Annotated in this window: 15 protein-coding genes; 4 read left to right on the top strand and 11 right to left on the bottom strand. The window is 70.6% G+C overall.

Annotated features, from left to right (window positions below):
• Window positions 1-99: 99 nt before the first annotated feature.
• The 8 genes from IF99_RS0123790 to eccD all read right to left on the bottom strand — a co-directional run bounded on the left by IF99_RS0123790 (window position 100) and on the right by eccD (window position 9,716).
• Complete coding sequence (locus IF99_RS0123790; protein ID WP_030999107.1) at window positions 100-462, bottom strand: hypothetical protein; 363 nt, start codon at window positions 460-462, stop codon at window positions 100-102.
• Window positions 463-516: 54 nt separating this feature from the next.
• A complete protein-coding gene (locus IF99_RS0123785) occupies window positions 517-939 on the bottom strand; it encodes a YbaB/EbfC family nucleoid-associated protein (protein WP_030999105.1) in 423 nt (140 codons plus the stop codon).
• A 149-nt stretch (window positions 940-1,088) separates the two neighbouring features.
• Window positions 1,089-4,823: an AAWKG family protein gene (locus tag IF99_RS35505; protein ID WP_030999103.1), complete on the bottom strand. Its 3,735-nt coding sequence runs from the start codon at window positions 4,821-4,823 to the stop codon at window positions 1,089-1,091.
• Window positions 4,824-4,939: 116 nt separating this feature from the next.
• Window positions 4,940-5,437 carry a type VII secretion system-associated protein gene (locus tag IF99_RS0123775; protein ID WP_030999101.1) on the bottom strand — a complete coding sequence of 166 codons (498 nt, stop codon included), beginning with the start codon at window positions 5,435-5,437 and terminating at the stop codon, window positions 4,940-4,942.
• Between the two features lie 182 nt (window positions 5,438-5,619).
• Entirely contained in the window at window positions 5,620-5,949 is a 330-nt protein-coding gene (locus IF99_RS0123770; RefSeq protein ID WP_030999099.1) for a WXG100 family type VII secretion target, read from the bottom strand.
• A 90-nt stretch (window positions 5,950-6,039) separates the two neighbouring features.
• Window positions 6,040-6,399 (bottom strand): WXG100 family type VII secretion target, encoded by a 360-nt coding sequence (locus IF99_RS0123765; RefSeq protein WP_030999098.1) that lies wholly within the window; start codon window positions 6,397-6,399, stop codon window positions 6,040-6,042.
• A gap of 338 nt (window positions 6,400-6,737) precedes the next feature.
• Window positions 6,738-8,294, bottom strand: coding sequence for a type VII secretion protein EccB (gene eccB / locus IF99_RS0123760; RefSeq protein WP_051703649.1), 1,557 nt, complete (start codon window positions 8,292-8,294; stop codon window positions 6,738-6,740).
• A 21-nt stretch (window positions 8,295-8,315) separates the two neighbouring features.
• Window positions 8,316-9,716, bottom strand: coding sequence for a type VII secretion integral membrane protein EccD (eccD, locus tag IF99_RS0123755; RefSeq protein WP_030999094.1), 1,401 nt, complete (start codon window positions 9,714-9,716; stop codon window positions 8,316-8,318).
• Window positions 9,717-10,318: 602 nt separating this feature from the next.
• Between eccD and IF99_RS0123750 the strand changes: the two genes are divergently transcribed.
• Complete coding sequence (locus tag IF99_RS0123750) at window positions 10,319-14,290, top strand: type VII secretion protein EccC (protein WP_037827448.1); 3,972 nt, start codon at window positions 10,319-10,321, stop codon at window positions 14,288-14,290.
• A 142-nt stretch (window positions 14,291-14,432) separates the two neighbouring features.
• Here IF99_RS0123750 and IF99_RS0123745 read toward each other — a convergent pair whose 3' ends face one another.
• The gene (locus tag IF99_RS0123745) at window positions 14,433-15,641 is read right to left on the bottom strand and encodes a S8 family serine peptidase (RefSeq protein ID WP_078655239.1); all 1,209 of its coding nucleotides are present in this window, start codon (window positions 15,639-15,641) and stop codon (window positions 14,433-14,435) included.
• A 510-nt stretch (window positions 15,642-16,151) separates the two neighbouring features.
• Between IF99_RS0123745 and IF99_RS0123740 the strand changes: the two genes are divergently transcribed.
• On the top strand, window positions 16,152-19,460 hold the full coding sequence (locus IF99_RS0123740) for a right-handed parallel beta-helix repeat-containing protein (RefSeq protein ID WP_030999088.1): 3,309 nt from the start codon (window positions 16,152-16,154) through the stop codon (window positions 19,458-19,460).
• An 86-nt stretch (window positions 19,461-19,546) separates the two neighbouring features.
• Here IF99_RS0123740 and IF99_RS0123735 read toward each other — a convergent pair whose 3' ends face one another.
• Complete coding sequence (locus IF99_RS0123735) at window positions 19,547-19,738, bottom strand: DUF397 domain-containing protein (RefSeq protein ID WP_030999087.1); 192 nt, start codon at window positions 19,736-19,738, stop codon at window positions 19,547-19,549.
• The gene (locus IF99_RS0123730) at window positions 19,735-20,580 is read right to left on the bottom strand and encodes a helix-turn-helix domain-containing protein (RefSeq protein WP_234340821.1); all 846 of its coding nucleotides are present in this window, start codon (window positions 20,578-20,580) and stop codon (window positions 19,735-19,737) included. Before IF99_RS0123730 ends, IF99_RS0123735 begins: the two co-directional genes overlap by 4 nt.
• Before the next feature lie 112 nt (window positions 20,581-20,692).
• On the opposite strand from IF99_RS0123730, the gene IF99_RS34455 reads away from it, so the two are divergent.
• Together IF99_RS34455 and IF99_RS0123725 are read left to right on the top strand one after the other, a co-directional pair.
• Window positions 20,693-20,851, top strand: coding sequence for a hypothetical protein (locus tag IF99_RS34455; protein ID WP_199806547.1), 159 nt, complete (start codon window positions 20,693-20,695; stop codon window positions 20,849-20,851).
• Window positions 20,848-21,543: a hypothetical protein gene (locus IF99_RS0123725; protein ID WP_030999083.1), complete on the top strand. Its 696-nt coding sequence runs from the start codon at window positions 20,848-20,850 to the stop codon at window positions 21,541-21,543. The genes IF99_RS34455 and IF99_RS0123725 overlap by 4 nt, the downstream gene beginning before the upstream one ends.
• Window positions 21,544-21,712 lie beyond the last annotated feature (169 nt).

Here is a 21,712-nt window from a genome sequence, read left to right as displayed (position 1 = left end):
ACTTTCCCACGCCAGATTCTCCCTGGCCTGCAAAGGCATTTCGCCCAGCAGGATCCAGAGCATCGTCCGGACGTCCGGTGGAAAGTCGATCTCCTCCACTTAGTGCCTGCCGCCCCCGGTGGAATCCCCGCCCGGTCCTTCGAGGCGCGACTGCTGCTTCGCGATCTCCTCATTGGCGTAGGACTGCACGCCCTCGATCTCCCGCGCGTTGTTCAGGACCGCCTGCCGGAGCGACGAGAACACGAGACCCACAGAGTCGAGAAATTCGAGGCACGCGTTGTTGTTCGCGTCGTACTTCGGCCGGACCTGGAGGGCGAAGTCGTCGTTGTAACCCGCCCAGGGCCGGTAGGTCTGCATGTCGGAGACGAAGTCGTCACGGATCTTGTTCGCCCGGTCGGGCAGATCCGCCATCATCTCACCGCCCTGCCGCACACGGCCGGGATCCGCTATGAACTTGCCCATGGATTACCTCCCTTGATCGCTCCGTGGAAAGGAAAAGTCAGTCGCTGCGGAAAGTCAGTCCTCGTGAATCTCGTCGTGCAGACGCGACCTCGACCGCCTGTCCCCGCCGTCCGGGCCACCGAGTGCCGACCCGAAGGCCCGGTCCCAGTCGATGTCCACACCGCGGATACCCGTCGGTCCGCCGCTCGCCTGCGTCAACGGCGCGAAGACGTCCATCACTCTACGGGCCATCTGCTCACGCCCCTCCTGCACCGCTTCCATGACCGACGCGGCGAGTTGAGTGCCCGTCATGTTCTGGTACTTGTTGTCCGGGAACTTCAGACCCGTCAGCTCGCCCTGCGCGCCCACGGTGACCTCCACCGCGCGGTCCCGTGAGCGGATCGTGGCCGATGCCTGGCTGAGTTCGTCCTCGGCGCGCGCCACGGCCTCCTGCACGGCCTCCAGCTCGGCCATGGCCTGGGACAGCTTGTTCTCCATCGACTCGCTCAACGGTTCCCTCTCCACCTGCTCGTACGGGATTCTGCCGTACACGTGTGCGTCATGCGAACTCTTCCATGTGCGCCCGGCACGGGGGCGGTTCGAGTACCGCCCCCGTACCGGCCGTCATCCGGTCGCCGCCGTGCCGGTCATCGTCCGATCACCGCGGGCGCGCCGCCCTCGTCCGTACCCCATACGTCGTCGTCCTCCGGCACCCACGATTCGCGGGCGCGGTCGCCGCTCTGCGTCCGGGGCTGCTGGCCGGGCGCGCCGCCACCGCCGCCACCGGCCATCGGCGGGAGGAACGGCGTACCGCCCGCGGTGGGACCGCCGGCCGCCACGCGCACCTCGTCGTCCGCGTACCGGCCGTTCCTGGCGGGAGCGCCGGCGCCGGGCCGCGGGCGACGGTTGTTGACCACGTTGCCGTCGATGACGTTACGGACGCGCTCGCCGGAGTCCGACTGGCCTCCGCCCGCGCCACCCATACCGCCCATGCCACCGCCCATGCCACCGCCCATACCGCCGCCCATGCCGCCCATTCCGCCGCCCATGCCGCCCATTCCGGCGCCCGGGCCGCCCATGCCGGCGCCCGCGCCGGCCATGCCCGCGCCCGCGCCGCCCATACCGGCACCCGCACCCGCACCGGCCATACCGGCACCCCCCTCTCCGGGGAGACCGGGGAACGGGCCGCTGTTCAGGAACGGGCGGTTGTGGCTCGGAGTGTTCGTCTCGGCGGACGTCCCGCTGCCGGCCAGGGGCGATTCGTAGGGGTTCTCGTCGAACAACTCCTCCTCGTAGGAGGGGAAGTCGTAGGAGGGGACGTCGTACGACGGAGGCGTGGGGAGCGAGCCGTTGTTGAGGTGGCCGGAGCCGAGGGAGGACGGGCTGTTGTCGTCGAGGTAGCCGGAGACGGACGAGCCGTCCGGGCGCGTGATCGTGGTGGTACCCGTGTCCGGGTTGATCTTCTGGGTGGTGCCGTCCGGGTACTCCGTGACGACATTTCCGCCGTCGTCCAGGTGCGTGGTGCTGCCATCGGGGTTGGACAGCAAGTCACCGGCGTTGAGCGGACCGGAGATGGTCGAGCCGTCGGGGCGGGACAGGATCGAGGAGTGGGTCTCCGGGTCGATCGTGACGGTGGAGCCGTCGGGCAGGTCGGTGATCACCCGGCCATGGGAGTCGATGCGCGACTCGCCGCCGCCGGGGACGTCCAGGACGCTGTCGTTGACGGGGCCGGAGACGCGGTTGGACTGCAGATCGGACAGGTCGGGCAGGTCGCCGTTGCCGTTGCCGTTGCCGAAGAGGTCGCGACGGCTGGTGTCGAACTTGGCCTCCGCCTCGGCCTGCTTCTTCTCCTGCTCCTGCCGGAGTTCGTCCTGCTTGGCCTCGGCCTCGTTCTGCCGCTGCTCCTGCTCCGAGCGGTACTCCGCCTCCTTGGCCTCCTGCTCCTTGCGGATCTCCTCCTGCTTGGCCTCCTGCTCGGCCTGCTTCTTCTCCTGCTCCGCCTGCAGCTGCTCCTGCTTGGCCTCGGCCTCCTTCTCCTTCTGCTCCTGCTTGGCCTCCTGCTCCGCCTGCTTCTGCTCGGCCTTGGCCTCCTGCTCCGCCTGCTTGGCCTCGGCCTCCTTCTCCTTCTGCTCCTGCTTGGCCTCCTGCTCCGCCTGCTTCTGCTCCTGCTCCGCCTGCAGCTGCTCCTGGCGGTCCTCCGACTCGGTACGGATGCGGTCCTGCTTGGCCTCCTGCTCGGCCTGCTTCTGCTGGGCCTCCTTCTCCTTGGCCTCCTGCTCGGCCTTGGCCTCCGCCTCCTTCTGCGCCTGCTCGGCCTCCTGCTCGGCCTGCTTCTGCTCCTGCTTGGCCTCCTGTTCGGCCTGCTTCTGCTGCGCCTCCTTCTCCTTGGCCTCCTGCTCGGCCCTGGCCTGCGCCTCCTTCTGCTCCTGCTCCTTCTTGGCCTGGTCTTGCTGAACCCTGGCCTGGTTCATCTGCATGACCTGCATGTTCTCGGCACGGGTCTGAGCCTCGGCCTGCTTCTTCTCCTGCTCGGCCTGCTTCTGCTCCTGCTCCTTGCGGATCTCCTCCTGCTTCTGTTCCTGCTCGGCCTGCTTCTGCTCCTGCTTGGCCTCTTGTTCGGCCTGCTTCTGCTGCGCCTCCTTCTCCTTGGCTTCCTGCTCAGCCTTGGCTTCCGCCTCCTTCTGCTCCTGCTCCTTCTTGGCCTCGGCCTCCTTGGCCTCCTGCTTGGCCTCCTGTTCGGCCTGCTTCTCCTCGGCCTCCTTCTCCTTCTGCGCCTGCTTGGCCTCGGCCTCCTTCTCCTTCTGCTCCGCCTCGGCCTTGGCCGCCGCCTCCTTGGCCTCGGCCTCCTTCTCCTTCTCCGCCTGCTTGGCCTCGGCCTCCTTCTCCTTCCGCTCCTGCTCGGCCTTGGCCTCCTTCTCCTTACGCTCCTGCTCTTCCTTCTCCTTCTGCCGCTCGGCCTCCGCCTTGGCCGCCTGGTCCTTCTGCCACTGGATGAACTCCTCCTGCTTCTTCGCGGCGTCCTCCGCGGCCTTCTTGGCGTCGTCCTCCTTCTTCTTCGCCTCCTCCTCCTCGACTTCGGCCTTGTCCTCCTTGTAATCCGACGCGAGGGTGCCGCTGGTGCCCCGGGACTTCACGGAGCCCAGGTCGAAGTTGCTGTTGCTCCAGCTGTTCTTCACCTTTTCCATGGCCGAGATGGCGGCCGCGTCGAGATTGTCGACGACGGTCTGCCGCCACATCTCCACGGCCTTGTTACCGATATTCAGCCAGGTACCCAGATCCTTCAGGTCGCCGAACGACTGGGCATCGGCGTGCAGATCCTTCGCGTTGTCGCCCGAGATCTTGTCGATGGCGGCCTGGTTTTTGAAATGCTCCTCCGCGATGTAGTTCGTGTAGTAGTACTGTCCAGCCCCCTCGATCTCATAAGTGATCTTCGTTATATTGTTGTCCCACACATACTTCATCACCTCGGACAGCAGCTTGTGCAGCACGATCAGCGGGTTTCCGTACTCCCACTCCCACTTCATCCACGCTTGGTGGAGATCGACCACCGCCTCCCTGAAGTCCTTTTTCGCCTGCCGTATCTCGTCCCCCTGCTTCGAATAGCCGGACCTACCCGAACTCATGTCCTCCGCATAGTCCGTGTACTGCTTGTTGATCTTGTGGATGAGATCCCAGAAAACGCCCGCTGCCGTGCCCCGCCACGCCTTGTCCTTCTCCTTGCCCAGCCTGCTCTGCCACTCCTCCACCACCCCCTGCTGAGTGGCGAAGAACTTGGCGACCCGGTCGAAGGCGCCGGCCACCGTGTCGAAGTTGGCGAGGGTGACGGAATCGCCGTCCGCCACGTCCTTGCCGCTCCAGCTGAAGCCGTAGGTCCCCTGTTTCTCGTCGTTGCGCAGCTTCTCCAGGGCCAGCCCGGTACCGAAGGCGTACTGGGTGAGCGGCGCGGTGTCCCAGGTGGGCTTGCCGTCCATCCCCAGGTGACCGTCGATGCTGCTGGAGAACTTCCCGCCCTCGAAGTACCCCTGGGTCGGGAGCCTGCCGTCGCCCTTGTTGCCGAGCAGGGTGATGCGCGCCTTGTGCATCGTCACATCGGAGCCCTCGGCACCGCTCTTCGAGTAGTAGAAGGGGATGACGAAGTCCGTGTTGCTGATCTCGGAACCGGCGTTCTCGTACAGCCAGTTCAGGTCCTCGGTGTCGACATAGTCGACATAGCCCACGTCGGAGATCTCCACCTTCATCAGCGGAATACCCTCGTTACCGACCAGGGTGTTGAAGATGTCGGCCCTGGGCGGCGCCTTGTACCCGGTGAAGAAGCCGACCGCCTCGGCCCACTTGTCGTTGCTGGTGAGTTTGTCGGTGATCTTGGTATCGTCGAGCGCCATGCCAGGATGCCTTTTCGGTCAGGGCGGATGGGGGAGAACGGCGGGGCCAGGGGGTATGGCGTTACACGGCCGCGGAGGAACGGCGGCCGCGCGGGTGGTCCGACGGCCGCACCTGCTCAGTCCTCGTCCTCGTCCTCGTCCTTGCTCTTCGAGCCGCCGCCGCTCTCGGAGAGCACGTCGTCCACGCCCTCGAAGAAGTTGACTATCTTCTTCCCGTCGATCTTCCCGAGGTTGTCCTCCTGCGTCGTGAAGATCTCCTCGATGGTGTCCTCCAGGTTGTCCTCGATCTCCTCGAAGAGCTCGACCTGGAGCTTGAGGATCTCGTCGACCTGATCCACCAGCGTGTTCAGTGACTTGATCAGGTAACCGCCGTTGGTCCGGCCCTCCTTGTCGAGCGCCATCGTCCCGATCGCGAGCGGCGTCTTCTGCCCGTCCTTGAAGCCCATCGCCTTGTTCGCGCCGTCCTCCCCGCCCTGCAGATTGGGGATCGCCGGTACGTCCGTCCCGTCCTCCCTCATCTTCTTGAGCGCGGTGAGGAACCCGCCGACGTCGTCGGTGAGGAAGTCCTGCAGCCAGGCCTTGTTGAGATTGAGCGTGGGGCCGTTGTCAGCCATTGCCTACTTCTCCTGCTTCCATGGGTTTTCGCCGGCTTCGGGGCGATCCACGAGCCGGGCGGCGCGGAACGCGGGGTGCAACGCGGGCGGCGACGCGCCACCCTCACGACAGCGGGCGGCCGTTCGCGTGAGGCACACGCGGACGGCCGCCCGAGGAAAAACAACGGGTGTGTCGCCTGCGGTCAGCTACCGACGCGCACGGACTGCCACAGCGACGTCAGCGACTTCTCGCTGTACTGGTAGCTGTCGGAGACGTCCGTCAGCAGGGAGGAGTTCTCGGCGAGGATCCGCTTCATCTCCTCGACCGCGTTGTCCCAGGCCGCCTGCTTCTCGGCGTACACCTCCTTGTCCTCACCTTCCCAGGACTTCTTGAGCTCCTGGAGCTCCGCCTCCAGGTTGGTGAGGATGCTGTCGATCGCCTTGGTCTGCTGGACCATGTCGTCGGCGGCGTTCTGCATGTGGGAGTAGTCGACGTAGATCTGACCGTCGGTGAAGTCCAGAGGGGGGGTCATGGGGGTCCTCGTCTCGCGGCGGGTTCGGGGAGAAGGTTCGTTCGTTCCGCACCCGGGTGCCGATCAGGGCTCCCGGGCCCGGTCCGGTCGTCAGCGACCGGCGGTGGAGCCCGCCAGCGAGTTGAAGATCTCGTCGGCGCGGTTGGACTGCTGCTGGATGGCCTCGTTCGACTGGGCCTGCTGGATGCCCTGGGCGCGCATGGTCTCCTCCAGCGTCGTGATCATGTCGCGGAGGTTCTTGGAGATGATCTCCGCCTGCTGGTCCCACCGGTCGAGCAGGTTCTGGAACGCGCCACCGTCGCTACCGGCGTACCCGGAGGACAGGTTGTGCTTCATGTTCTCCACGTCCTGACGGCAGTTCTGGACGCCGTTGAAGGCCGAGTCCAGAGCTGTGACACCGTTCTGTGTCGCCGATGCCAGTGACTGCTGCCTTGCGCCTGCACCTGCCATATGCCTGTGCCTCCTGGTGTGTCGCGCCGCCGGCCCTCGGGTCCGGGCGGCGCGGTGCGGTGCCGGACGCGGCCGGAGGCCGACGCCCGGAAGGATTGGACAAACGGAGCCTAGAGAAGGGGGAGTTGACGGTTCAATGGCCTGAGTCACCTTTTCGGCTCCGACCTGGTGCTTCAGGCGCTTTCGTGGCGGAGATTCAACTGGCCGTCAGCCACACTCCCGTATTTTCGGCGCTCCGGGACGCTCGGTCGTCACGTCCCCTTGCGATGACACGCTCGCTTTCCCTTGGTGTCACACCTTTTTCACGTCACCTCCCGCCACGACGTGGTCTCACGGCGTCACCGTGCCGATGGATCGCCCGCGGCCACGACGTTCCGCGTTCCCTCGCGGGCAGCCTGCGACGTCTTCTCTTCTGCTTTCTTCTCCGATCGCGGCGCGGAGTCCTCGTCACGTCCGCCACAACGCGGGGTCGTGTTCACGGTCCGGCCCAGGGCGGCGGCTTCCTTCGTCAGGTCCGGGCCCGTCGGCAGCATCGCCAGCAGCGGTGCCGGCAGTCCGCGCGCCTGGTCCTGCGAGTAGCCGAGCGCGGCGAGCGCGTCGGCCGTCCCCACCCGGTACTTCATCCCGGTGTCCGTCACCAGGTAGACGGTGGTGCCGACCTTGCTCCCGCTCGCCCCGAGCGCGCGCACCAGGGACCCGCCGCCCGGCCGCACGGCGACCGTGCCGACCGGCATACAGGCCGGGGTGAGCCCCTCGGGCGGCGCCTGGGCGGCCGGGCCCAGGGAGCCCAGCACGGTCTGGGCCACGCTGATCCGCGGGCCGCGCTCGCCCGCCGCGACCCGTACGCAGACGGTGTGGCCCTCGCCGAGGGCCACCGCCTCCGGCGGCGCCGACGGCAGGTCCGGGTCCTCGGCCGTCTCGCCCGCGCCCGGGGCCAGGTGGCTGCTCAGCACGTCCGCGCCCAGGGCGGTCACCTTCGCCGCGCCGCCTCCGTACACCTTCTCGCGGGTCTCCGGATCGCCGAGCACCAGCGCGGCACCGGTCGCCGTCAGCGGGGCCAGGCCCTCCTTGCGCAGCAGGTAGTAGCGCTCCGCGGAGCCGGGCACGGTGACCCGGAACACCTCGCCGATCCGGGCGGCCCGGCCGCCCAGCGACGGCCCGTCCTGCCCCTTGCCCGGCACGTCGGGCGAGCGCAGGTCGGGCCCCGAGGGCAGGGCGTTCAGGAAGGGCGCCGAGACGGGGAGGAGCGGGGTGGAGCCGTAGCCGAGGGCCTCGCGGGCGCGGCTGTCCTTGTCGAGCCGGAGCTTGCTGCCCCGCCACACCAGGTATCCGGCCTTGTCCGGGCCCGTCACCAGCATCCCCTGGTCGGTGGGCAGCCCGGAGGCGTCGGCCGGCGCGCCCACCGCGACGACGGTGCCGGTCGAGCCTGTCTCGCTGCCCGAACAGACCTGCCAGGGACCCGTGTCCAGGTCCCCGCTCCCGGGCAGCGCGTCCGGCGCGCCGCTGATGCCGATGGGCGCCCCGTGCGGCGTACCGCGCAGGGAGCCGGAGCCGACCGACTTCGCCTTCATGTCGGCGCCCGCGAGCAGCCGTGCCGAGGCGTAGTTGCGCACCGGGCGCAGCCGCCCGTCCAGGTAGAGGTAGCGGGAGCCGGTGTCCTTGTTCACGACGAGGGTCCCGGCCGTCCGCCAGGAGTCCTTGGCGCCGGGCTTGAGCAGACCGAGGACGAAGGAACCGGCCGACAGCAGGACGGCGATCACGATGCCGATCACCACACCCCGGTTGGTCCGGCCCTGGGGGCTCTCCGGGGCGTCCGGATCCGCGCGCAGCATGCCCGAGGTCAGCCGGCCCATGACGAACATGTGCGCCTGGACCTGATCGCGTTTGGACTGCATGGCAGCGTGTCTCCCTTCCGGTCAGCCGTTGATGGACCGCAGGGCGCTGTACACGCCGAGCACCCAGAGCGCGAGCGGCAGCATGCTGATCGCCAGTGCCGAGTGCAGCAGCTCCCCCGCGCGGCCCCAGTACGGCACGAGCCGGCGCCCGGGGACGGTCCAGGCGGCGATCGCGACCGCCGCCGTGGCCGCGAGCAGGCCCGCGGCCGTCACCAGCCGGTAGCCCGGTGAGGCGGCCGGGGCGGCGACCAGCACCAGCAGGAGCAGCCCCGCCACCCCCGGGACGATCAGCGACATGCGCTGCCAGATGTTGCCCAGTCCCCGCGCGTGCAGGATGAGCAGCAGGGACAGCGCCACGGTCGTGATGACCTCGGCGAGTTCGCGTTCCCGGCCCAGTACCGCGATGCACCCGGCGGCGACGAAGCCCACCGCCCCGTACAGCGAGGTCATCCAGCCGTCGGCGAGGATGGCGCGGGCCGAGACCACGGAGGTGGCGTGCGGCTCGATGCCCTCCTGCAACTGCTGTGCGTTGGTCGGCAGAGGCGGCATCCGCATCCCGGACATCCGGAACGCCAGCGAGGGGACGAAGGCGCCCAGGACGACCGCCAGGACGGCGATGATCCCGGCGGCGTGCACGGGCGCCAGGTCCGTCGTGATGAGCAGGACGGCGGCGAGCGCACCGAACACCGAGATGACGGCGACGCCCAGGAAGAGCGCGGCGAACGCGGCCACGATGGCGAGCGCGAGCACCGCCCCGCCCGCCGCCGCGGCGCTGGCGGCGAGCAGCCGCGCGCCCAGGGTCTCGTACGCGTGCGGCCCGCTGATCTCACCGCCCGGCAGCAGCCAGCCGGCGAGCGCCAGGTACGGCGCCACCATGAAGCCCAGCGCGGCGCCGGCGCCGGCGTCCCCGACCGCCCGGCTCGCCGCGCCCGCGCCCGCGAGCAGCAGCAGGCCGGTCGCGGTGGCGAACGCGGCCCGGGGCAGCCCGGAGCCGCCGGGCCACGCGATCACCACCATGCCGCCGACGAGGACCGCGACCGCGACGCCGAGCAGCACCCACCGGCTGATCGTCGGGGTCCAGCCGTAGGGGTGGTCCCGCATCGTGGTGGAGATGCCGTCGACGAGGTCGTCGAGGTGCACCTCGGGCAGGGCTGCGGCGCGCGGTCTGAGGTAGAGGGTGTCGCCGTCGCGCAGGCCGTAGGAGTCGAGGGTGCGTTCCTCGTCCAGTGGTGCGCCGCCGAGCCGCTGGAGCACCCAGCCGCCGTGGTCGATACCGGCTTCTTCGAGGTTGTCGCCGGCGTAGCCGAGCACCGCCGGCAGCAGGTCCGCCACGGGGACGTCGGCGGGGACGGCGAGATCGATGCTCTTGGCAGGGGCTCGTACCGTCAGACGGCACAGATCGGCCACCTGAGTGTCAGTCATCGCGATGGCTCACGCTTCTCCGGGTTACTGCTGAGTACGGGCAGGGGAACGCGGGCTGACGCACCGCCGGACATCAGACTTCTCCGGTCGCGTTCCTGAGCCTCAGGACAGGGCCGGTCGTTGGCGGTCGGCGCGACGATCGTAATATCAGCGACCTCCTGTGGACGATGTGGCCCGTGGCACAGCGGGAGAGGTGACCGCCGGCCGCACGGGGTGGCGGGGCGCGGAAGCCGACTCCGAGTCGTGGCGCAGGAGTTCAGGCGCTACGGATGGTGACGGGGCACGCACGGAGACGTGCCGGCGACCCTGCCGTGTGGCGGACGTGTGAACATCGTGGCGTGGTGACGTGGCGGGATGGAGACGCGGCGACGCCGTGCTGTTGCAGGACTGTGACAGGGCGACACGGCGGGGCCGGTCACACCCCGCGGGTTCGCGGGCGGGCGCTCGTCGTGGACCGGCGCGCGGCGTATTGTCGTGCGACAGCGAGGCCTTGTCCGGTGTCCTGACCCGGCACCGACGACGACGCGCGGCGCCCCGGCGACGACGTCGACGTCGTTCCGCCCGCTCTCCCCCTTGCCCCGTAAGGAGACGGCTCCTTGAGTGTGGTCCTGTTCCGCCGCCCGGCCCGACGCCGGGGCCCGGAGATGCCCGACGGGGAGCTGAATCTCCAGGAACCGCCGGTCCTCCCCGAGACGGTGCCCGACACCTCCGCCGTGTGGACGTACCTCCCCATGGCGATGATGTCGGTCTCCATGATGTTCATGTTCATGCGACCCGGTATGACCCGGGGCACCGGCGGGTTCATCTACCTCGCCCTGGGCATGATGGTGCTCGGCGCCGCCGCCATGTTCATCGGCCAGTTCATGCGCAAGGCCGCCGAACGCAAGCAGAAACTGAAGGGCGAGCGCCGGGACTACCTGCGCTACCTCACCCAGATCCGGCGCAAGGTGCGCGGCGCCGTCGTGGACCAGCAACTGGCCCTGGCCTGGCGTCACCCCGAGCCCACCGCCCTGTGGTCGATGGCGGGCACCACCCGGCTGTGGGAACGCCGGCCGAAGGACGAGGACTTCGGCGAGGTCCGGATCGCGGTCGGCGAGCAGAAGCTGGGCCTGAAGCTCACGCCGAACTCCACCAACCCCGTCGAGGACCTGGAGCCGCTCAGCGCGCACGCGCTGCGCAGCTTCATCCGCGCCTACTCGACGGTGCCGGACCAGCCCATCGCGATCTACCTGCGGGCCTGGGCCCGGGTGCTGTTCCGGGGCGACGAGGAGCGGATACGGTCCGTGGCCCGGGCCCTGGTCGCCCAGCTGGCCACCTTCCACTCGCCGGACGACGTGTGGATCGCGTTCTGCGTCTCCGACGAGCGGCGCGCGGACTGGGAGTGGGCCAAGTGGCTCCCGCACAGCCTCCACCCGCACGACACGGACGGGGCGGGCCCGACCCGGATGACCGTCTCCGCGATGGGCGAGCTGGAGGACCTGCTCGGCGCCGAATTCATGGAGCGGCCGCAGTTCGACCCGGACGCCCTGCCCGGGCGCGAGGAGCCGTTCACCGTGATCGTGGTGGACGGGGCCACCGTCCCGGCCGGCCACCGCCTGGACGGCCCCGGCTTCCGCAACACCGTCGTACTGGACCTGAGCGGCGCGCTCACCTGGCGGCCCGGCCGGATCACGCTGCGCTTCGAGGTCTCCGAGGACGACCTCGGGCTGGTGCGCACCGACCGCGAGCGCAAGGAGCAGACCACCCGGCTCGGCAGGCCCGACACCTTGGGGCTGACGGGCGCCGTGTCCCTCGCGCGGCGGCTCGCCCCGTACCGCATGGGCCTGGGCACGGCGTCGGACTCGTCCGAACCGCTCTCCGCGAACACGGAACTGACCACGCTGCTCGGCATTCCCGACCTGTACCGCCACGACCCGGAGACGCTGTGGCAGCAGCACACCGGTTCCTCCCGGCTGAAGGTGCCGATCGCGGTCGGCGCGGACGGCGAGCCGGTCGAGCTCGACATCAAGGAGTCCGCCCAGGGCGGTACCGGACCGCACGGCATGCTGATCGGCGCCACCGGCTCCGGCAAGAGCGAGCTGCTGCGCACCCTCGTCCTCTCGCTCGCCCTGACGAACTCCTCGGAGACGCTCAACTTCGTCCTCGTGGACTTCAAGGGTGGTGCCACCTTCCTGGGCCTGGACGAACTCCCGCACACGTCCGCCGTCATCACCAACCTCGCCGGTGAGGCCGCGCTCGTCTCCCGTATGCAGGACGCCCTGCACGGCGAGATGATGCGCCGCCAGGAGCTGCTGCGGTCGGCGGGCAACTACACCTCGGCACTGGACTACGAGAAGGCCCGCGCCTCCGGCGTCCCGCTGGAACCGCTGCCCAGCCTCTTCGTCGTCGTCGACGAGTTCAGCGAACTGCTCGCCGCGCACCGGGAGTTCATGGAGCTGTTCGTGATGATCGGCCGTCTCGGCCGGTCCCTCGGAGTGCATCTGCTGCTCGCCTCGCAGCGCCTGGACGAAGGCCGGATGCACCAGTTGGAGAGCCACCTGTCGTACCGGATCGGTCTGCGCACGTTCTCCGCGATGGAGAGCCGCGGCGTCCTCGGCGTCCCGGACGCGTACCAGCTGCCCTCGCAGCCCGGCAGCGGCTTCCTGAAGTCGGGCGTGGAGGCGTTGACCCGCTTCCGCGCCGCGTACGTCTCGGGCCCGTACCAGCAGCGACGGGGCAGCGCCAACCAGGCGCGGGTGGCCAGCCAGACCGTCCCGTGGACCAACAGTTACGTCGTGCCGCGCCAGCTTCCGGACACCCCGGAGCCCGAGCCCGCCGCCGAGCAGGAGGAGACCGGCGACACCTTGCTGTCCGTGGCCGTGGAGCGGCTGCTGACCGCCGGGCCGCCGGCCCACCAGGTGTGGCTGCCGCCGCTGGACCTGCCCGCCACCCTCGACCAGGTGCTGCCGCCGCTCACCCCGGACCCGGGGCTCGGGCTGACGACCGTCGGCTCGGCGAACCGGGGCCGGCTCACCATCCCCATCGGCATCATCGACCGCCCCTTCGACCAGCTCCGTGACCTGCTGACCCTCGACCTCTCCGGCGCGGGCGGGCACGTCGCCATCGCGGGCGGCCCGCAGAGCGGCAAGAGCACGATGGTGCGCACGATCATCACCGCGCTGGCGCTCACCCACACCCCCCGCGAAGTGCAGTTCTACTGCCTCGACTTCGGCGGTGGCACGCTCGCGGGGCTGGCCGACCTGCCGCACGTCAGCGGGGTCGCCGCACGCCTGGACACCGAGCGGGTCGGCCGCACGATCTCCGAGGTCACCACGCTGCTGGCGGAGCGCGAGCGGTTCTTCCTGGACAACGGCATCGACTCCATGGCGAGCTTCCGCCGCCGCCTGGCCGCCGGGGAGTTCCCCGAACACCGGCACGGCGACGTGTTCCTGGTGATCGACGGCTGGTCGACGGTGCGCCAGGACTTCGACCGGTACATCCAGACCTTCGGCGCGATCGCCGCCCGCGGCCTCAACTACGGCATCCACCTGATCGTCACCACCGCCCGCTGGGTGGAGCTGACCTCGTCCATCCGGGACCAGGCCGCGACCCACCTGGAGCTGCGGATGGGCGACCCCATGGACTCCGAGATCGACATGCGGCGGGCCGCGACCGTGCCCCGGCTGCCGGGCCGCGGCCTGACGCGCGACGCCAAGCTGCACTACCTCACCGCGCTCCCGCGGATCGACGGGGTGGAGTCGGCGGACGACCTGTCCGAGGGCGTGGCGGGTCTGGTGGCGGCGATCCGGGAGAGCTGGCAGGGCCCGCCGGCCCCGCCGGTACGGATGCTGCCGACCAAGCTCAAGGCGTCCGAACTCCCCGCTCCGAAGGGCGACTTCAAGATGCCCATCGGCCTGGAGGAGGAGCGTCTCTCCACGGTGTGGCACGACTTCTCCGAGACCCCGCACATGATCGTGGTCGGCGACACGGAGAGCGGCAAGACCAACATGCTGCGGCTGGCGGCCAAGGCCATCATGGACCGCTACTCCCCGGCCGAGGCGCGGATCATGGTCGTGGACTACCGCCGCACGCTGGTGGAGGCGATCCCGGACGAGTACCGCCTCGGCCACGCGGTGTCGATGGACGCGCTCAAGGAGCTGATTTCGGGCGCGGCCCGGGCGGTCGCGGCCCGCGTACCGGGCCCGGAGATCACACCGGCCCGGATGCGCACGTGCGACTGGTGGGACGGCCCGCGGCTGTTCATCCTCGTGGACGACTACGACATGCTGGGCACCAGCGCGATGAACGCCCCCTTCGACCCGCTGCTGAACCACCTCGCCCTCGGTTACGAGGTCGGCCTGCACATGATCGTCTCCCGCTCCGCCGCCGGGGCGGGCCGGGGCCTGGGCGAGCCGATGCTGCGGCGGATGCAGGAGGTCAACACGCCGACGCTGCTGCTGTCGTGCCCGCCCTCGGAGGGCTTCATCATGGGCAGCATCAAGGGCCGCAACCTGCCGCCGGGCCGGGGTACGCGGGTGACGCGCCGCAAGCAGACGCAGATGCAGACGGCGATGCTGGAGGACGAGGAGTCCTAGCGGGGCGTTCGGCCCTCTCTCGTGTGGCCCCTGTCGCGTACCGCGACAGGGGCCACACGCGTCAGCGCGCCGGTATCCGTCCCGGGGGCCCGCCCCCCGGGCCCGCCACCACGAACAGGCCGCCGCCCCCCGCCAGGCCCCGTCAGCTGCCCGCCGGGCGCCACTTGCGGGCCCGGCCGCGCGGGATCACCACCGCGCCCGCGGCCACCAGCAGCACCAGCCCGCCGCCCACGGCAGCCACGACCAGCGCGCGCGTGCGCGGCTCCGTCGCGGGCGGGGGCGGGACCACCGCCCTCTCGGGCCGGGGTGTCGAGCCCTTGGCGCCGGTCAGCACGGCCGTCAGCGCGGCGTACGGGTCGAGCCGGGGCGGTGACGCCGGATACGCCGCCTCCGTGAGCCTGCGCGAGACCTCGGCGGCCTTCAACTCCGGGTAGCGGGCCCGTACCTGCGCCGCCGCCCCCGCGACGTGCGCGGCGGCGAACGAGGAGCCCGAGCCGATGAAGTGGCCCGGGCCCTTGGGGCCGATGCTCACCACCGCGTCACCCGGGGCCGCCAGGTCCGCGCCGCTCACCCGCGGCGCGTTGGTCGGCCGTCCGCCGTCCGGGCCGTAGTCCATCACCGCCAGCACCCCCGGCGCCGCCGCCGGCCAGTACCAGGGGGCCGGCTCCGTGTTCCTCGGCAGCGCGTCCGGCGCCACCGGGGCCACCACCAGCGCGTCCTTGCCGCTCGCGTACGCGACCGCGTCCGTCAGCTGCGACTTGCCGTTGTCCAGGGCGACGGCGACGTAGATGACGGAGGCGCCCTCGTCCGCCGCCTGGCGTATCGCGTCGGCGACTTGGCCCGCCGTGGTCCCGCCGCGCTCGTCCGTGCCCCGTAGGGCCAGGATCCGGGCCTGCGGCGCCAGTCCCGCCGGGCCCCCGTCGTCGCCGGGTTTCGCCGCGATCAGGCCCGCCGCGAAGGTGCCGTGCCCGACGCAGTCCTCACCGGCCGCCCCGAGCGCGGTCACCCGCCCCGAGAGCGCGGGCGCCTCCCGGGCGACTCCCGTGTCCACGACGGCGACCGTGGTCCCGGCGCCCTGGGAGAGCGGCCGGGAGCGCGAGGCGCCCAGGGCCCCCAAAGTCCAGGGCTCGGCCTTGGCCTTCTCGCTGGAGACCGAGACGCAACTGTCGTCCTCCGCCAGGACGGAGGTCATGACGGGCAGTCCCACGGAGTCGGCCGCGGCGGGCGCGACGGGCACGGCCCCGACGGCGCCCAGCGCGGTGGGGATCGAGGTCATCAGCAGGGTGGCGGCCACAGTCGAGGCCCAGGGGCGGCGGCGGGGGCGAACTCGGGCACGGGGCATGCCGCGCATGATAGGCGCCGCGCATGACGACGCGTCGAGCGAGACGGGACCGCGGCCGACGAACGGGACGTACGAGAGGCGACGACCGGCACGCACAGAAGGTGCGAGACGCCACGGACCGGCCGCCCACGAGACTTCGGAACGTCCGGACGTGTGCGCCCCTCGGCCGGGCGCACGGCGGCCGTCCCCGGGGCGCCCACGGGGGAAGGCGCGCGCACGCGCACCGGCCCGGCGTGCGGTGACGTACGGTCGCGCCGTCCGGCGCCCGGCCCCGGCGGCCCACTGGCCCTCGGGCCCGTGTGGACTCGTCGTGGACCCGTCGTGCACTGATTCCGCACACGTCCGATCTCGTCAGATCTCATCCGAACTCGTCCGTCCCTCCTGGAACATCGCCGCGCGGGTCCCGTAGCCTTCACCGCGTGCGCACAGCCGTACGTACCCGGACGCGAACCAGTCCCCTGCCGGTCCCCTGGGTGGGAGAGGCACGCGGCGGCGGCACCACGAAGAGGAGGATCGAGCGTGTCACGGCAGTTGCTCAGGGTCGGGTCGGAACAACCGGACAGCTTCCGGACGATCGGTGATGCCCTGGACAAGGCACGCACGGGTGCGGTGATCCGGGTCCACCCCGGCCGCTACCCGGAGAACCTCACGGTCAGGACCCGGGTCACCATCGTCGCCGACGGCGAGCCGGGCAGCGTCGAGATCTGCCCGCGGCGGGGCACCGCCGTCGTCCTCGTCGCCGACGCCGTCATGCTCACCGACCTGACCCTGCGCGGCGGGAGCGAGGACCTGCCGGTGGTCGACGCGCCGCGCGGCCAGGTCGCGATGGACGGCTGCACGGTCATCGGCTCCGGCTGGACGGCCGTCCTGGCCCGCGAGTCGGGCTCGGTGGCCATGCGCGACTGCCGGGTCAGCAACCCGAAGGGCGCCGGCGTCGTGGACTCCGCGCCCACCGGCAGCGTCATCGCCGGCTGCCTCATCGAGAACCTCGGCACCTCCGGCGTCGTCATCGGCGCGGAGGCCCGCTCGACCGTACGGGACTGCCGCATCCGCGACGCCCGCGCCAACGGCGTCCTGACCTCCGACGAGGCGCAGGGCCTGGTGGAGGACTGCGACATCTCCGGTACGGACAAGCCGTCCATCGCCCTGGAGGGAACCAGCGGCACCAGGGTCGTGCGCACCTCGGTGCACGACACCTCCGTCGGCGTCTACATCACCAGCACCGCCCGCCCGGTCCTGGAACACGTCACCGTCACCGACACCTCGGGCCCCGGCATCATGCTGGCCGCGAGCGCCGACCCCGAGTTCCTGCACTGCCGTACCTCACGCACCAAGGGCAGCGGCCTCGCCGTCACCGAACGCTCCCGGGGCACCTTCCAGGACTGCGAGTTCGACACCGCCGCCGCGCCCGCGATCAGGGTGATCAACTCCAGCGCGCCCCTCCTGAGCGGCTGCGCGGTGCGCGACTGCGCGGACGCGAACGGCGCCGTGCTGCTGGAGGAGGAGTCGTCCGCGGAGTTCGACGACCTGCTGGTCACCGACGCGGCCGGCACCGCCGTCCGGATACGCACCGGCGCCAACCCACTGCTGCGCCGCACCCGCATCACCTCCCCGGGCGGCCACGGCGTCGAGGTGATCGAGGACGGGCGCGGCCGGCTGGAGCACTGCGAGATCGACCGGGCGGGCGGCGCCGCGATACGGATCGCCTCGGGCGGCAACCCCGACATCCGCGACGTGGTCATGCGGGCGGCGACCGACGCCACCGTCTCCGTCGGCTCGGAGGGGCGCGGCACCCTGCGGGACTGCCGCGTCGAGTCCGCGACGGCGGGCGGCATCACGGTGGACGACGGCGGCGAACTCTCCGTCCTGCGCGCCCACATCACCGACTGCGGCGCCCACGGCGTCCTGCTCGCCAACGGCTCCCGCGCCACTCTCACCTCCTCCCAGGTCATCGGCAGCGTCGGCGACGGCATCCGGATCGACAGCGCCGAGCCCATCACCCTCACCGGCTGCACCGTCCGCGACAACCGCGGCGCGGGCCTGAAGCAGACGAGGGTGAACGAACGGCTCACGGTGGAGGACCTGAACAGCACCGGCAACGTGGCCGAGGACGCGTGGGGCGACACCCTGCCGCTGGACGCCGCGAACGGCAAGGCCGGTGGCTCGTCCAAGGAGCCCCGGGGGCCGCTGGACGAACTGGAGGCGCTGGTCGGCCTCGCCGAGGTCAAGAGCCAGGTGCGGACCCTCGTCAACCTCACCCAGCTCAACCAGCGCCGCGCCCAACTGGGCATGCCTGTGCCCCAGATGGGCCGTCACCTGGTCTTCTCGGGCCCGCCCGGCACCGGTAAGACCACGGTGGCCCGGCTGTACGGAGGCATCCTGGCCGACCTGGGCGTCCTGCGCTCCGGGCACCTGGTGGAGGTCTCCCGGGCCGACCTGGTCGCGCAGGTCATCGGTGGTACGGCCATCAAGACGACCGAGGCGTTCAACGAGGCGCTCGGCGGCGTGCTGTTCATCGACGAGGCGTACACGCTGCTCTCGGACAGCAAGGGCTCCGGCGCCGACTTCGGCCGGGAGGCCGTCGACACCCTGCTGAAGCTGATGGAGGACCACCGCGACGACGTGGCCGTCATCGCCGCCGGTTACACCGGCGAGATGGACACCTTCCTCTCCTCCAACCCGGGCCTGGCCTCCCGTTTCACCCGCACCATCGAGTTCGCCAACTACTCGGTCGACGAGCTGGTGACGATCACCGAGAACATGTGCGCGGGGCACCGCTACGCGCTCGATCCCCGGACCCTGGACGCACTCGCCCAGCACTACGAGCGCATGCCGCGCGACGCCACGTTCGGCAACGGCCGTGCGGCCCGCCGGGTGTTCGAGGAGATGGTGGACCGGCAGGCGTCCCGGCTCGCCTCCATGACGAACCCGGCGGAGAGCGATCTCACCCTCCTGCTGCCCGAGGACGTGGCGGCGGACGCGGGCACGCCCGCGGACGACGGCCCCGGCTCCGAGGAACTGCTGGCCGAGCTGCACGCCATGATCGGCCTCACCGCGGTCAAGAACGAGGTGACCGCCCTGGTCAACCTGCTCACCGCGGCCAAACAGCGCAAGGCCGCCGGGCTGCCCACCCCGAGGATCAGCAACCACCTGATCTTCTCCGGGCCGCCCGGTACGGGTAAGACCACGATCGCTCGCCTCTACGCGGACCTGCTGCGCTCCCTCGGCGTCCTGCCCAAGGGCCAGCTCGTCGAGGTCGCCCGCGCCGACCTGGTGGGCCGCTACGTGGGTCACACGGCGCAGCTCACCAAGGAGGCGTTCGAGCGCGCCATCGGCGGTGTGCTGTTCGTCGACGAGGCGTACACGCTCACCCCGGAGGGCGCGACCTCCGACTTCGGCCGGGAGGCCGTCGACACGCTGCTGAAGCTGATGGAGGACCACCGCGACGAGGTCGTCGTCATCGCCGCCGGCTACACGCGCGAGATGCGCCGCTTCCTCGACTCCAACCCCGGTCTGGCCTCGCGGTTCTCGCGGACGGTGGAGTTCGAGAACTACTCCACGGACGACCTGCTGGAGATCCTGTCCAAGCAGGCCACCGGCTACGGCTACGACTGCTCCCCGGAGACGATGACCGCGCTGCGCGGCTACCTGGACTCCCTGCCCCGCGACCACGCCTTCGGCAACGCGCGTACGGCCCGGCAGATCCTGGAGGGCATGATGACCCGCCAGGCGGGCCGGATCGGCGCGATGTCCGCGCCGGGCCTGGACGACCTGCGCCTGCTGCTCCCGGAGGACCTGCCCCCGGAGGCCGCGGCCCTGCGACACTGACGAGCGGCCGGGCTTCCCGGCACTTGCTACGACGAAGCCCGCCACCCCTAGCCTTCGGGTTGGCGGGCTCGCGTGCGGTTCTGGGGTCAGCCCTCGCGGACCGCGCCGAGGAAGGCGGCGAAGGCGGAGCGGCCGAACTCGATGACCGGGCCGTCCTCCGCGCGCTTGCTGTCGCGGAGGGGGACCATGGGCTGCCCCAGCGCGACCTCTACGCATTCCCCACCACTGGCCCCGCTGTAGCTCGACTTGGTCCACTGGCCGGGTCGTACCTGTGTCATGAATCATGCTCCTTCAACATCGCGCGGAGAAAGTCCGCCGAGGCTTCCTGACTCAGGGCGGACATGCGCAGACGGTCGCAGATCTCGACGGCGAGCGCCACCGACGCAGGGCTGTAGTCCACCTGCCCGCCCGAGGGCGATTCGCAATAGACGATGTCTGGATTCTTGCCCTCCATGGCGAGCATCGTGAACGGAACGTGACTCGGTGGCGCCCCGGCCGAAAAGGGCAGAATTTGCAGAGTGACTCGCGGTCGTTTCGCCACCTCCAGCAGATGCTGGATCTGCTTGCGCATGGCCTCCGGGCCACCGACGGGGGTGCGCAACACTCCCTCGTGGACGATCACCCACAGGCTGCGAAGCGTGGGCCTCTCCAACTGCTCCTTACGCTTCATGCGCTCAGCGACGAGTGCACGAATCTGCTGGTCGTCCCTACTCGGCGAACCCGCGCGGAAGACGGCCAACGCGTACTCCTCAGTCTGGAGGATGCCCGACAGGAAGATTGCGCAGAAGTGCGTGATCGCTACCGCTCGTCGCTCCAAGTCAAGATAGGGCCCGAACCACTCCGGCTGCGCCTCCTCCTGAAGCATTCGCTTCAATATGTCCTGGTAGACCTCGCCCGTATTGGCAGCCGCGTCCATGGCCGCCGCGAAGGCCAGCGACGGCACCGCAGTACCGTTCTCCACCTTGGCGACCTGGGCTTGTGAGTAGTGCAGCAGCTCGGCGAATGCCCGTTGCGTAAGCCCCAGACGGTTACGGAGCTTCTGCACTTCGAGCCTGAAGGCCCAGGTGCCGCGTGTGAGATCGGCATCCGATGCCCGAGATTCGGCCATACGTTCCAACACCAGCCTTCCGCTTCTGTGTTGAGGCGACGCACCCGCTATTCAGAATCAGAATCCCGCAGGTGGAATCGGTAGATAAGTACTCGACCCCTCCCCCTGGGCGCAAGCTATTGCCATGCCTCAGGAATTGCCGAAACCGGCCGTCTCCCCCTGCGCCCACTGTGCCCAACTCACCCGCGAGGAGCGGGAGGCGGAGGAACGCGGGGATCTGTCCCGGGCCGTCGACTGCCGCGTACTGATCTCGCGTCACCCGCACGAGGGCGGTGCCCGGTGATCGTCGTGTCGCTCGGTGGCGACGCCCACCGCGCCGTGCTGCTCGGGCGGGCGCGGGTCGGGACGCCGGAGGACGCCGCCGCGTGGCTGCGCGGCGAGGCGTTGCGGCTCGCGGTGCGGCTCGACCCGGGGCCCCGTACGCGATGGGCGGCGCCCGGCCTCGTACAGCCCGTGCCCGGGGCGGGGCCCGACGCGCCGACGGCGATGAGGGCGTGGGCCGAGTGCCCTGAACAGGTGCGGGGTGTACGGACGTTGCTCGCCCAGGGGCACCCGTACACGCGCCGCTTCCAGGACCCGGGCGGCTCCTGGTACGAACTGACCGCCGCCCCGGCAGAGAACGCAGGTGATCCCATGAACCAGCCCTCCCCGGACGTGCCGCGCTGTGAGGCGACCGGGCAAGTGACCCAGATCGTAGCGGAGTTGGCCATGGATGTGACGCGTGCGGCGGGGGCTGCGCCCCGCTCCCGTGTCCGCTGCGCGCTCGCCCCGCACCTCACGTACGAGCACCAGGGGATCGTCCGTGAGCTGAGCGGGGGCGGGGGGCACGTGTGGGGGACGTTCGGGGCGGCCGTGCCCGTCTGGCGCGTGCGCGTCGCGCCGCCGTGCCCGCACTGGGCGGGCGCCGCGCCGTGCGGGCTCTACGACGACCACCCCGGGGCGTGCGTGCCCGCGCGGACGAGCGAGCCCGCGTAGCCGGGGCCGGGCTGTCGGGGGCTGCGCACCGGTGGGAACGCGCGGCGCACGCGACCTCCGGGCACCGCGTCCGGGGAGGCGGGCGGGGCGGGCACGGGGCGCGGCGGGCCTCGTGCGGAGCGCCGCGAGGGCGGGTCCGGGTGCGGGTGCGGGGAATGTCACGTCGGCG

It is taken from the genome of Streptomyces sp. NRRL F-5630 (assembly GCF_000719475.1).
In the GTDB taxonomy this organism is placed as follows: Bacteria; Actinomycetota; Actinomycetes; order Streptomycetales; family Streptomycetaceae; genus Streptomyces.
The sequence above is the reverse complement of the archived record's forward strand: the minus strand, read 5'-3'. Positions and strand labels throughout refer to the sequence as shown.